Genomic DNA, 11,969 nt, shown 5'->3' with positions numbered 1-11,969 from the left:
ATTTTGTATTGCTTAAGCATTGCATAAATATTGCCTAAAAATTACTTGAGCAATACTTACTCCATTGCACTTTCTGCTTGCGACACATAGTCACCCGCAAAGTCCATTACATGGAAGATGATGCTTTGTTCATTAGTACCATTCACTAAGAATGCACCTGGGCCTTTGGCATAAATGCCAACATCTTCACCCGAGTGTGTTTCTGAGCCAAGTGGCACTAACGCTTCTTGGTGGTAGCCAGGAGTCGTCGTGTCAACATCGGTGATATCTTTACGACCGGTGTCTGGCGCAGCTAGGTAAGACGCGTCTGAATTAGTCACGTCGCCTAGGTTTCTGTAGCCAAGACCATTGGTGTAACCCAAAGTTGTGTAAGGCGTACCGTCTGCGGCAGTGGCTGCTTCATCAGAGCCTACGTTAACTACTTTTCCAAGAATGGGGTTACCGCGTTTCGGATATCCCGCAATGGTAAACACGTGGCCGTGGTCGGCTGTAACAATGATAAGCGTGTCTTCATCATTAGTTAGCTCGTCTGCCGCAGCGACTGCTTCAGCAAATGCAATAGTATCGTGCAAAGCTCCGTAGGCATTTCCAGCGTGATGAGCGTGGTCAATTCGACCCGATTCAACCATTAAGAAGAAACCTTCATCGTTGTTATCGAGTACTTTAATGGCAGCGCTTGTCATTTCAGCAACCGACGGCTCACCTGCAATATCATTACCGCGGTCTGCTTCATACTGCATGTGCGACTCGTTGAATAAACCAAACACGCGCTCGGTAGTTTCTGTGTCTAAACCATCAAAACCAGACTGGTCAAAAACGTATACACCGTTGGTGTATAGGCTCTGCCATTCTGCCGTTAAGTCACGACCATCTGTACGGTCACCCTCAGTGCTGCTTGCAGCATCAGGGCTATTAAACGCAGGATCTCTTGGTAGGAAATGACGACGACCGCCACCCATAACTACTTCAATACCATCAACATCCAATCCATCAAACTTCGCTTCTAGGTTAGCTTCGAAATTGATTAACTGGTCTGCAATGTCGCTACAGCCAGCAGTAACAGCTGCTTCTGGCATATCTGAAATATCTTCCCAGTTGCGATCTGCTGATTTTGCATACGTAGCAGCAGGTGTAGCGTGCGTTATACGTGCCGTTGAAATAATACCGGTAGATTTACCTGCAATTTCAGCAAGTTCTAGCGCTGTTACAAGCTCGTTACCTGCTACTGTACTACAATCGCCGCGCTCAATGTCTTCGTCAACGCCAATCACGCCCACGTCAGTTTTGATACCACTCATCATCGCAGTCATTGTGCCTGCAGAATCTGGTGTTTGTGCATCAACGTTATAGGTTTTTGATAAACCGGAGAAAGGGAAAGCGTCGAAGCTCAATTGATTCTCTTCACCCTCTAAGCCTTTCATTTGGCCGTCGAGAATACGTGCTGCGGTAACGGTTGAAATACCCATGCCGTCGCCAACGAAAAGAATAACGTTTTTCGCTGTGCCGCGCAGGTTCTGAACCATCGCATCGAGTTCTTGTTGCGAGCTTACGGTAGCGACACTGACACTAGATGATGATGCAGCATTTCCTGATGTCGCATTCATCCATACGCTTTTGTTGTTCTCAACTTCAGCTTGCCCATCAACAAACCAGTCGTTGTTTAAGCTAGTAAGAATTTCGCTGCTACCTACAGAGTCGACCCCTGGCACACAAACAAAGCTTGTCGATGTAATTTCCGCTTCTGCTAATGTGCCATCGCTGTCGTTGTCTAAACCAGAGTCAATGCGAACACCACTATTCGGGCAGTTTGCATCGCCCACAGCTAATTCGGTTTGCACTGTAAGGCTGTTTACGCCATTACTTCCGTCAGCACCCGCGGCGCCATCAACGCCGTCCTGGCCGTCGTCGCCTTCTAATGAACACGCAGAGAGACCTGCGATAGCAACTGCAATTAAGCTTAATTTAAATACATTCATTTTCTTATCTCCACTTATTCGTTAACAAGGCCAAGGGCTTGATTAATTAAGTGGAAAACAACGTTTTGCTCTACCACGCCTTGTGCAAGTTGACTTCCAGGTCCTGTTGCATGCAATGAAATGTCTTCACCCGAATGCGTTTCAGAGCCTAATGGAATGAGGGCTTCTTGGTGAAACCCTGGAGTTGTTGTGTCGATATTGGTTAAATCTACACGGCCAGCGGCGTTATCTAACGCGTAGGTGGCGTCTGAATTCGTTTCATCGCCTAAGTCGCGGAAACCAAGACCATTGGTGTAGCCTAAGGTAGTGTAAGGTGTGCCGTCTGATGCAGTTGCTGGCTCTTCCGAGCCTACATTTACAACTTTGCCTAAGATAGGGTTTCCACGTTTAGGATAGCCTGCGATTGTGAATACATGACCGTGGTCGGCAGTAACAAGAATCAATGTTTCTTCTGGATTCGTATTTTCGACCGCTGTCATTACTGCTTCTTCAAAAGCAAGGGTATCGGTAAGCGCGCCTGCGGCGTTGCCTGCGTGGTGGGCATGGTCGATACGGCCAGACTCCACCATTAAAAAGAAGCCGTTATCGTTGTTATCGAGAATATTAATAGCAGCTTCTGTCATTTCAGATACTGAAGGCTCGCCTGCAATGTCGTTGCCGCGGTCTGCTTCATATTGCATGTGCGATTCGTTGAACAAGCCAAATACGCGCTCTGTTGATTCGGTATCGATAGCGTCAAAGCCTGCTTGGTCGAATACATAGACGCCGTTTTCATAGGTATTTTGCCATTCTGCTGTCAGGTCGCGCTCATCAGTACGATCGCCTTCTACATCGCTTTGTGCATCAGGGCTGTTAAAAGCCTCATCGCGGGGTAAGAAGTGACGACGACCGCCGCCCATTGCAACTTCAATACCGTCAATGTCTACGCCTGTGTAACGGCCTTCTACATAAGATTCAAAGTTAACAAGCTGGTCAGCTATATCTACACAACCCGCTGTTACAGCCTCTTCAGGCATATCTGAATTGTCTTCCCAGTTGCGATCGGCTGATTTGGCATAGGTAGCAGCTGGCGTAGCGTGAGTAATACGTGCAGTAGAAATAATACCAGTAGATAAACCTTTAATTTCTGCAAGCTCTAGCGCGGTAATCACTTCGTTACCTGCTACAGTAGAGCAGTCGCCCCGTTCTATGTCTTCGTCAACACCAATCACGCCTACGTCTGTTTTAAGGCCTGACATCATCGCTGTCATGGTGCCAGCAGAATCTGGAGTCTGTGCATCTACGTTGTATGTTTTCACAAGCGCAGTATGGGGAAAAGATTCGAAGCTTAAGTAGCCTTCTTCACCAGGGTTGCCAGCTAATTGCCCTTTGTGAATACGAGCAGAGGTAAGGGTAGAAATACCCATACCGTCACCAACAAAAAGAATAACGTTTTTGGCTTTGAATTTATTATTCGTTGCTAGTTTCTCAGTCAATTTCGATTGCGCATCGGTGTACCAAGCGCTATTTGTTTGATGCTCTGGCAATACTGCAGCCTGTAGCCCAGCGGATACCGCCATTGCTACTGCTGTGCATGCTACTTTCCAGTTACGATTCATGATTGTTTCCTAAACGTTTTATTAAAATCGGTTGTGGGTAGGCGTGTTGTAAAGCAAATAGCTATTTTCCGTTGTGCCTTTGCTTAAACGCAGGCTGGAGGTTAGGCAGGATTAGTGACATTTATTTGACAGATATATTGCTAAACTGTCACAACTGTCACATTACGTTAATAGAAAGTGAGCAATAAGAAATGAAATTGAAAAATTCTATTTATTTATTAATCGTTTGCGAGAATGTGCAAAAAAGAATGATTAACAAAAATTTATTATAGGTTGTGGACTGACCAGTGTGTAAGTGTCAGATAAACTTACATAAAATTGTGATGTTGTAACATAGCATCGTTAGGGGTAACCTTCAAAACACTGCCTTGGTCGTACCAATCACCAAGTACTATTCGCGTTGCAGATTTACCGTTTGCTTGAAGTGAGTGAATTTTAGGACGGTGCGTGTGCCCGTGGATCATGCGCTGCACACCCCATTTTTCGAGTGCATCAACCACTTCAGAGGGGGTTACATCCATTATCTCTGGCTTGAGGCTTTGTTGATTTGCCTTGCTCTGGGCTCGGCCATTGCGAGCAACTCTGCGTCGATACCATAAAGGGAGGGCAAGCATGAGTCTTGGCCACCACCAACCGCGAGATTTTTTGCGAAACTTTTGGTATGCCACGTCTTTTGTGCAAAGCTCGTCGCCATGAGTGAGCAATGTAGGAGTGCCGTACAGGTCGACAACTTCCTGTTCACTTAATAAGGTCATGCCCGCTTTGTTTAGCCAGTTGTGCCTTATCGCAAAATCACGATTGCCGTGAATAAAGTAAATAGGGCAATGCCGACTTACTTGCTTGAACGCTTCTGCCACTGCCGTATTGAATGGGTTTATGTCATCATCGCCAATCCAAACTTCAAAGAGGTCGCCTAACACATAGAGCGCATCTGCATTAATTGCGTCCTCTTCTAAAAAGCGCATTAAGCAGTCGGTAATATCAGGTCTATCGGCGCTAAGGTGAAGGTCGGCAATAAAGTAGGTAAAAGGCATAGTGTGTCTTTTTCAGATTAAACAGGCCGCACCTAAAAGATGCGGCATTCGCTTTATTTATGAAGCTTTTCCATCAATATTGCGGCGTAAGTCAAAGGAGTTATTTAACTGCTTATTTAACCGCTAATTGACTGGCTTATGCAACAATCGCTTTTTCGATAATTACTGGCTCTACCGGTACATCTTGGTGGTAACCGTTATTGCCTGTTTTCACGGCTTTGATCTTTTCTACCACATCCATGCCTTCAGTTACCTTACCGAACGCACAATATCCCCAACCGTTAGCACTTTCGCTAGTGTGGTTAAGGAAGTCGTTATTGTTAACGTTAATAAAAAACTGTGACGTAGCAGAGTGAGGGTCTTGAGTACGCGCCATAGCAACGGTACCAACTTCGTTTGCTACACCATTGTTAGCTTCGTTTTCGATAGGAGCTTTAGTGTCTTTTTGCTCCATGTCTTCTGTAAAACCGCCACCTTGAACCATAAAGTTGTTGATTACACGGTGAAAAATAGTGTTATCAAAAAAACCGTCTTGAACGTAAGAAAGAAAGTTTGCAACGGTATTAGGCGCTTTGTCTTCGAAAAGCTCTAGCGTGATATCACCATAATTTGTTTTTAACGTAACCATTGAAGATGTCCTATATATTAACTGTAAAAATGTGCGCTAATGGTAGCGCAAAAGCGTTGTTTGGGGAAATAGCGACGCATAAATAAGCGGTCACAGGATGTTATTACTCATTTAGGCCAGTTTTGGCTTTTTATGCCAGTGAAATAGGGGGTTAAAAGCCTTACCATTATTTTTATACAGTGCTAAACTTTGCGCCCAAAATTGATATACAGGAAGATTCTTTATGCTACATCTTTACAATACCCGAACCCGTGAGAAGGCTAAATTTGTGCCGCTTGAAGAAGGGAAGGTGGGTCTGTATGTATGTGGTATTACTGTATACGACCTCAGCCATATGGGACATGCCCGTACCTATTTAAGTTTTGACGTGCTGGTGCGCTATCTCCGCCACCTTGGTCTTGACGTAAAGTACGTGCGCAACATTACGGATATTGACGATAAAATTATAGCTCGTGCAAACGAGAATAATGAAAGTTTTGAAGCATTAACCAAGCGTACAATTGGAATGATGCATGAAGACTTTTCAGCCATTAATCTGCTTGAACCCGATGTTGAGCCAACGGTGAGTGGGCACATGCCCGAAATTATCGACATCATTGAGCGCTTGGTTGAAAAAGGCTACGCCTATCAAGCACAAAGCGGCGACGTACTATTTGATGTCAGCAAATATGAAGACTACGGCAAGCTAAGTAAACAAGATTTAGACCAGCTGAAAGCCGGTGCGCGAGTAGAAGTAGCGCAAGGTAAAGACGATCCCCTCGACTTCGTATTATGGAAAACCACTAAGCCCGGTGAGCCAGCATGGTCATCACCGTGGGGCGAGGGGCGACCTGGTTGGCATATAGAATGTTCAGCAATGAACTATAAGCATTTAGGCGCCCATTTTGACATTCATGGTGGTGGTTCAGATTTAACCTTTCCTCACCATGAGAACGAAATTGCGCAATCATGCTGCGCCCATGACAGCGAGTATGTGAACGTGTGGATGCATGCGGGGATGGTGCAGGTGGATGACGAGAAAATGTCAAAATCTCTCGGTAACTTTTTTACCCTTCGCGATGTGTTAAAAGAGCATGATTCAGAAACCTTACGTTTCTTTTTAATGTCTGCCCATTACCGAAGCCAATTGAGTTATTCGCAAGATAACATTACCCAAGCTAAAGCAGCGCTGGAGCGTTTATATACAGCGCTACGCGGTGTTGATATTGATGAAACGGCTGAGCTAACACACGGTGGTTATTTAGCGCGCTTTGAAGCTGCGATGAACGACGACCTTAATGTGCCAGAAGCGTTCTCAGTGTTATTTGATGTGGCTCGTGAAATTAACCGCAAAAAAGGTGAACCCGCTGAAGCGGGCAAGTTGGCGTCTGTGTTAAAACGCTTAGGCGGTATTTTAGGCATGCTGCAAAGTAACCCTGATGCGTTTTTAAAAGGCGGTAACGACAACAACGATGAAGCTGTTGAAATTGAAGCATTGATTAAACAACGTAACGACGCAAGAGCTTCAAAAGATTGGGCCGCGGCTGATGCGGCGCGCGATGCATTAACCGCAATGGGCGTAGTGCTAGAAGATGGCGCGGGCGGCACCACTTGGCGCAGAAGTTAGTCTTGCTATTTAATAAGCTATAGCGTTAAAAAAAGCCTGCTTTAAAGCAGGCTTTTTTGTGTTATTTAACTTCAAGCAATTCCACTTCGAATATCAGCGTCGAGCCTGGTGCTATTTTTCCCGCTGCGCTGTCGCCATAGGCTAGGTGTGATGGAATGAAAAACTTATACTTATCACCTTCAACCATAAGCTGAACGCCTTCTGTCCAGCCTGCAATAACACGGTTTAGTGGAAAGCTAATGGGCTCACCACGCGCCACCGAGCTGTCAAATACAGTGCCATCAAGCAAGGTGCCGTGGTAATGCACTTTGACTGTTGATGATGCCGTTGGGTGCTGTGTACCTTGTCCTTCTTGAAGGACTTCGTACTGAAGGCCTGAAGATGTCTCTTTTACAGCAATATTGGCTTTATTTTCTGCTAGAAACACGTTACCGGCTTCAATGTTATCCGTCGCGATTTTCTTGTTTGACGTGTGGCGGGTAAATAAGAAAATGGCTAAACCAATCACGATAGCTAAAATAATAAACTTCATTAGTAGTCTTCTTTTATTTGTTGTTAATAGGCGTTATAAAAAGGCGAATCTACCGCCCTATCTTTTACAACGTATCGTTTTCCTTTGAAACCTGGCCAGGGGAGGGCACGGTCGATTCTTTTTCCATCAAATGGGATTTCCAGCGCTGTTGTGATACGTGAGCTTTCACAAGCTCAAGGCATTCGTTTACCACATTCAATACTTCTTCATCGAGAGCGTCAGCAGTGGGGGTGTAGTCGTGCATGCCCACAGAAATAAAGTGATCAATACGCTCTGAGTCTAGGTCGCTTAACAAATTAACGAGGGATGAGGTAACAATGTCAGTAACCGACTGCTCCAGCGTATTTTCAATGGTTTTACCTATAATGGGCAAGTAATTAAGAGAAGATACTTGCGCATTACCTCGCACAGCCTTACCCACACTTTTTCGAACGTGCTCTCTTATTACGTCACCGTGTTCATCGTTACTGATAGATTGCCCTAGGTGATTGATAATGCCGGCCATCCACTGGGTGATAACGGGGCGCCTGGGCGCTAGCACTTGGTTAGTAATATCATCAAGCAGCGGAGAGCCCGCTGAAATATCTTTTTGTGCATCGCTTAGCACTTTTACTACTATTCTGTCGCTTAACTCTTCCACAAAAACATCGTAATAGAAGGTAAAGAATCGAAAAATAGCGGTTTGATTTAAATCGATAATTTCGTATTTGTGCAGGCGGTGCAAAATAGACAATATGCGGAGAAAGCGAAAGAGACGTGTGCCGCCCGTTGGGATAAGCCCAACAAGATCGTACCAATGTAAAAATGGGAAGAAGTACCAGCGCAGGTGTTCTTTTCTTATTATTGCCACCGCCCAGCGAAAACAAAATTCAGTAAAAAATATGCCTATGAATACTAAGTCGACAAGTAAAAAGTTGTTGTGTATGGGGTCGTAGGCGTCGATAACTGCAGGAAAGTGCACGCCAAGCTGCTGATACACAAAATTAGTTGCGTACAGCGCATCAAATATGAGCCATGCTAAGTTTATAAACAATAAACCCAGCATGACTAAGTCTAAAATTAACCAAGGCGTTTCATGACTGTTTCGCAGATTTTCTCGGTTAATTTTTAACATGTCTCTATCCTGTAGATGTTAGCCTGGTAACGTCAACATAAAGCTTTAGTTTTTGTCCAGGTTGCAAATAGCGCTTCGTATTAAGGCTATTCCATTTGCTAATGTCGCTTACTTTTACATTGAACTTACTGGCAATACGCGAGAGCGAGTCGCCGTTACGCACTGTGTAGGTCACCTTTTTGGTAACACCAGCGTCGCTTTTACCCTCTAACCATACCACCAAGGTTTTGCCGGGGTGCAGCATGTCGCCAGGTGCCATACCGTTCCACTTTGCAAGTTGTCTTGTCGATACGTTATATTTTCGAGCAATGTCCCACAGCGTATCACCAGACTTTACGGTATGGCGAACCTTTTGCTTCGATTTATTGCTACTTTGAATACTCGCTAATCGCTGCTCTTGAGAAAGGGCATAGTCATCTAACGCTTTAAGGGCAACAGGTACCATAATAGCTTGGCCAATGCGTATCATTGAAGAATCGAGTTCATTAACCTGCTGAATCACCTTAATAGTAGTATGGTATTGATTGGCAATTTTCCCCAGGCTGTCTCCGCTTTTAACTGTGTGGCGAACCCAATTTAGGCGCTCTTTTCTGTCTATTTGAGCCAATGCTTGTGAAAATGACGCTGCTTTTTCTACCGGCAACACAAGGCGGTGAGGTCCATCTGGTGACGTAGCCCAACGATTGAATCCTGGATTGAGGCCGTGCAGCTCCTTCAATGACATATCAGCAAGTTCTGCGGCAAACGCAAGGTCTACCTGAGAGCCAATATCCACCACTTCAATAACCGCTACATTTTCAACTTCTGGCCATGGGTAATCAAAGGCCGTTTTATTTTTCAAAATATCCGCAAGGGCTAAAAGCTTAGGAACGTACGCTCGGGTTTCTCTTGGCAAACCTAAATGCCAAAAGTCGGTGGGCTTGCCTGCACGTTTGTTTGCACGAATTGAGCGCATAACGCGCCCTTCGCCGCTGTTATATGCTGCTAGCGCATGTAGCCAATCGCCATCAAACATGTCGTTTAAATAGGTAAGGTAGTCAAGAGCACCCTGAGTAGAGGCTACTACATCGCGCCTTCCGTCATACCACCAAGTTTGCGGCATGCCAAAGCGTTTGCCCGTACTAGGAATAAATTGCCACATTCCTGCGGCGCGGCCATGGGAATAGGCAAACGGATCGAAGGCGCTTTCCACAATAGGGAGTAACACTAACTCCATTGGCATATTGCGCTTTTCAATTTCTTCAACAATGTAAAACAAGAACGGCTTTGCGCGTTTTACCACGCGGGCCATGTATTCTGGGTGCTTTAAATACCAATCTCGCTGCGCAGTCACGCGGCGGTCATCCGGTATATTCAGTGAAAATGTATTGCTGGCTCGCTGCCATACGTCGGTAATTACCGCAGCTACTTCCGCGTCTTCGGGGGCTGTAACTTCCGCTGTTTCTTCTAACACATCATCTTTTGGGTGAATAACATCAATGACGCCGTCTCTTGCTACCTCGCAATCGGCAATGTCTTCTTCACCTAAATAGGTTTCAGCACATGCTTCAAGTGCTGCTTTCTCGTTTTGCTCTACGGCTACATTTTCACTTTCATTTTCGGTTAACTGACATCCTGAAAGCCCTAACGCCAATAGAACGGACGCAAGTGGGAACAACTTCGACTGCATATTTTGAAGAAACCTCTTTGTGTACTGCAAGGGCGTAATACTACGCTAAATGGCAAATATATTCACTAAAACTCATCTTTCCAACGTCGAACTGCGGCGAAAACAGCGGCATCATCCGTCAGCTCAGTATCAGCAAAACGCTGCGCAGCTTCCTTTATCGCAGGCTCATGTGAGCGCAAGAAAGGGTTTATCTGTTTTTGTTCGTCTAATGTACTGGGCAAGGTCGGCTCGTCATGAGAACGCTTCGTTTTTACCCAAGCATCATAGTCTTGCAATTCGCTGTTGTTAGGCTCTACCGCGAGGGCAAAGTTCACATTCGCCTGCGTATATTCGTGAGTACAATATACCGCAGTGGCATCAGGCAGGCGCTTGAGCTTATTGAGTGAATGCAGCATTTGCTCTGGCGTGCCCTCAAATAATCGGCCGCAACCGGCTGAAAACAGAGTATCGCCGCAAAACAATGCACCGTGACCGAAAAACGCGATGTGATCGAGGGTATGCCCCGGTACTTCCATTACTTGAAACGACATATCTACAACCGGCAACGCTACCGTATCGCCTTGCGCCACGGTTTTAGTTAGCCCTCTTATATGCCCGCCTCTTGGGCCTATAACGGGTAAATCTGCAATAGCCGAGACCAATTTGGCAATGCCACCTGTGTGGTCGCGATGGTGATGGGTAATAAGAACGGCAGCTAAGTTCAATGCGTGTTTGGCCATGTATTTTAACACTGGCTCAGCATCGCCTGGGTCTACAACAACCGCATTTTTACCGTTGTGGATACACCATATATAGTTGTCAGTAAAGGCGGGAATTGGATGGACTGTTATGCCCGAAGGCAATGTGTCGATGCGCATAATACACCTGCTTGTTTAGCTTCAATTATGCGTTACTATAGGGGCATGTGGTTTACAGAGCAACCGATGAGCGTGTGAAGTGATAATGAAAACGGCGTTTAGGTCAAAGCCACCGCGCTATCCCGTTAGCTGGGATGAGTTTCCCGCAGGAGAAAATATTAAGTTGGCGGTGGAGCAGGTTTGCAATGAATATGCAGAGCGTATCTTTGGCTATCACTTTGTAAAACTAGGCAACTTAAGCGCACAAATTCAGCTAAACGATAGTCCAATTCATCATCGCATTAATCATACCCCCGACTTTACCTGTAGCGAACGGGCTAAAGACGACATGTTTAAGGCTGTCGCGAATGGTGAGGCTGACGAAAGAACACATTGTGCAAACGAGAACTTCATTATTGGCCAAGCGCACAAACTGCCGTTTTCAGAAAACAGTATTGATGGGCTATTGTTGGCTAACGAGCTCGATTTTGCTCAAGATCCTCATGAAATTTTGCGTGAAGTAGACAGGGTGATCACTCAAGACGGACACGTTATTATCAGCGGCTTTAACCCGCTTAGCTTAGCTGGCGTCGCCAAATACTTGCCCGTAAAGCGCGATAATATCTTGCACGATGCCCGCTTTTTTACTACCTACAGAATGAAAGACTGGCTTCATCTTCTAGGGTTTGAAGTAATAGAGCAGCGGCAAATTCTTTTTTCCACGTTATTTTTTCAGCAGCGTTGGGAGGGAGCGGCAAAGCTTCAGCACTATTTATCGTCGTACTTTCCCTGGTGTAGTGCGGTGTATGTCATTCTGGCTAAGAAACGCGTTTTCCCCATGACGGCCATTAGGCCAAAGCGGGCATTAAAACCCCAGTTTTCTGCAGTAGGGGCTAGTGCGCGCACCACGTCACAGAAACAAAAAAGCCACGTGTAGCAACTACCTTGTAGTTGTCTAACCGTGGCTTTTTAGCGT

Annotated in this window: 10 protein-coding genes; 2 read left to right on the top strand and 8 right to left on the bottom strand. The window is 45.6% G+C overall.

All coding sequences use genetic code 11. From position 1 onward, the window contains the following. Window positions 1–56: 56 nt before the first annotated feature. The 4 genes from GTQ48_RS11180 to GTQ48_RS11165 all read right to left on the bottom strand — a co-directional run bounded on the left by GTQ48_RS11180 (window position 57) and on the right by GTQ48_RS11165 (window position 5,236). The gene (locus GTQ48_RS11180; protein ID WP_163106774.1) at window positions 57–1,976 is read right to left on the bottom strand and encodes an alkaline phosphatase; all 1,920 of its coding nucleotides are present in this window, start codon (window positions 1,974–1,976) and stop codon (window positions 57–59) included. 14 nt (window positions 1,977–1,990) lie between these two features. Further along, window positions 1,991–3,574 carry an alkaline phosphatase gene (locus GTQ48_RS11175; protein ID WP_163106773.1) on the bottom strand — a complete coding sequence of 528 codons (1,584 nt, stop codon included), beginning with the start codon at window positions 3,572–3,574 and terminating at the stop codon, window positions 1,991–1,993. A gap of 308 nt (window positions 3,575–3,882) precedes the next feature. Further along, window positions 3,883–4,608, bottom strand: coding sequence for a UDP-2,3-diacylglucosamine diphosphatase (lpxH, locus tag GTQ48_RS11170; protein WP_163106772.1), 726 nt, complete (start codon window positions 4,606–4,608; stop codon window positions 3,883–3,885). A 136-nt stretch (window positions 4,609–4,744) separates the two neighbouring features. After that, window positions 4,745–5,236, bottom strand: a complete 492-nt coding sequence (locus tag GTQ48_RS11165; RefSeq protein WP_163106771.1) for a peptidylprolyl isomerase — start codon at window positions 5,234–5,236, stop codon at window positions 4,745–4,747. Window positions 5,237–5,459: 223 nt separating this feature from the next. Between GTQ48_RS11165 and cysS the strand changes: the two genes are divergently transcribed. Next, window positions 5,460–6,842: a cysteine--tRNA ligase gene (cysS, locus tag GTQ48_RS11160; protein ID WP_163106770.1), complete on the top strand. Its 1,383-nt coding sequence runs from the start codon at window positions 5,460–5,462 to the stop codon at window positions 6,840–6,842. Between the two features lie 61 nt (window positions 6,843–6,903). Here the strand turns inward: cysS and GTQ48_RS11155 are convergent, their stop codons facing one another. The 4 genes from GTQ48_RS11155 to gloB all read right to left on the bottom strand — a co-directional run bounded on the left by GTQ48_RS11155 (window position 6,904) and on the right by gloB (window position 11,014). Further along, window positions 6,904–7,374, bottom strand: a complete 471-nt coding sequence (locus GTQ48_RS11155; protein WP_163106769.1) for a BamJ family beta-barrel-assembly machinery protein — start codon at window positions 7,372–7,374, stop codon at window positions 6,904–6,906. Between the two features lie 64 nt (window positions 7,375–7,438). Next, window positions 7,439–8,488, bottom strand: a complete 1,050-nt coding sequence (locus GTQ48_RS11150) for an ion transporter (RefSeq protein WP_163106768.1) — start codon at window positions 8,486–8,488, stop codon at window positions 7,439–7,441. Between the two features lie 4 nt (window positions 8,489–8,492). Continuing rightward, entirely contained in the window at window positions 8,493–10,157 is a 1,665-nt protein-coding gene (locus GTQ48_RS11145; RefSeq protein ID WP_163106767.1) for a lytic transglycosylase, read from the bottom strand. A 65-nt stretch (window positions 10,158–10,222) separates the two neighbouring features. Continuing rightward, complete coding sequence (gene gloB / locus GTQ48_RS11140) at window positions 10,223–11,014, bottom strand: hydroxyacylglutathione hydrolase (RefSeq protein WP_163106766.1); 792 nt, start codon at window positions 11,012–11,014, stop codon at window positions 10,223–10,225. 85 nt (window positions 11,015–11,099) lie between these two features. On the opposite strand from gloB, the gene GTQ48_RS11135 reads away from it, so the two are divergent. Beyond that, entirely contained in the window at window positions 11,100–11,930 is an 831-nt protein-coding gene (locus GTQ48_RS11135) for a methyltransferase domain-containing protein (RefSeq protein ID WP_163106765.1), read from the top strand. Window positions 11,931–11,969: the final 39 nt, after the last annotated feature.

It is taken from the genome of Alteromonas genovensis (genome assembly GCF_010500895.1).
Classification (GTDB): domain Bacteria; phylum Pseudomonadota; class Gammaproteobacteria; order Enterobacterales; family Alteromonadaceae; genus Alteromonas; species Alteromonas genovensis.
The sequence above is the reverse complement of the archived record's forward strand: the minus strand, read 5'-3'. Positions and strand labels throughout refer to the sequence as shown.

Bases quoted from the DNA above. Each gene is read 5' to 3' on its own strand.
- GTQ48_RS11145 (WP_163106767.1), bottom strand. From the start codon at position 10,157: ATGCAGTCGAAGTTGTTCCCACTTGCGTCCGTTCTATTGGCGTTAGGG.
- GTQ48_RS11180 (WP_163106774.1), bottom strand. From the start codon at position 1,976: ATGAATGTATTTAAATTAAGCTTAATTGCAGTTGCTATCGCAGGTCTC.
- GTQ48_RS11135 (WP_163106765.1), top strand. From the start codon at position 11,100: ATGAAAACGGCGTTTAGGTCAAAGCCACCGCGCTATCCCGTTAGCTGG.
- gloB (WP_163106766.1), bottom strand. From the start codon at position 11,014: ATGCGCATCGACACATTGCCTTCGGGCATAACAGTCCATCCAATTCCC.
- cysS (WP_163106770.1), top strand. From the start codon at position 5,460: ATGCTACATCTTTACAATACCCGAACCCGTGAGAAGGCTAAATTTGTG.
- GTQ48_RS11165 (WP_163106771.1), bottom strand. From the start codon at position 5,236: ATGGTTACGTTAAAAACAAATTATGGTGATATCACGCTAGAGCTTTTC.
- GTQ48_RS11175 (WP_163106773.1), bottom strand. From the start codon at position 3,574: ATGAATCGTAACTGGAAAGTAGCATGCACAGCAGTAGCAATGGCGGTA.
- GTQ48_RS11155 (WP_163106769.1), bottom strand. From the start codon at position 7,374: ATGAAGTTTATTATTTTAGCTATCGTGATTGGTTTAGCCATTTTCTTA.
- GTQ48_RS11150 (WP_163106768.1), bottom strand. From the start codon at position 8,488: ATGTTAAAAATTAACCGAGAAAATCTGCGAAACAGTCATGAAACGCCT.
- lpxH (WP_163106772.1), bottom strand. From the start codon at position 4,608: ATGCCTTTTACCTACTTTATTGCCGACCTTCACCTTAGCGCCGATAGA.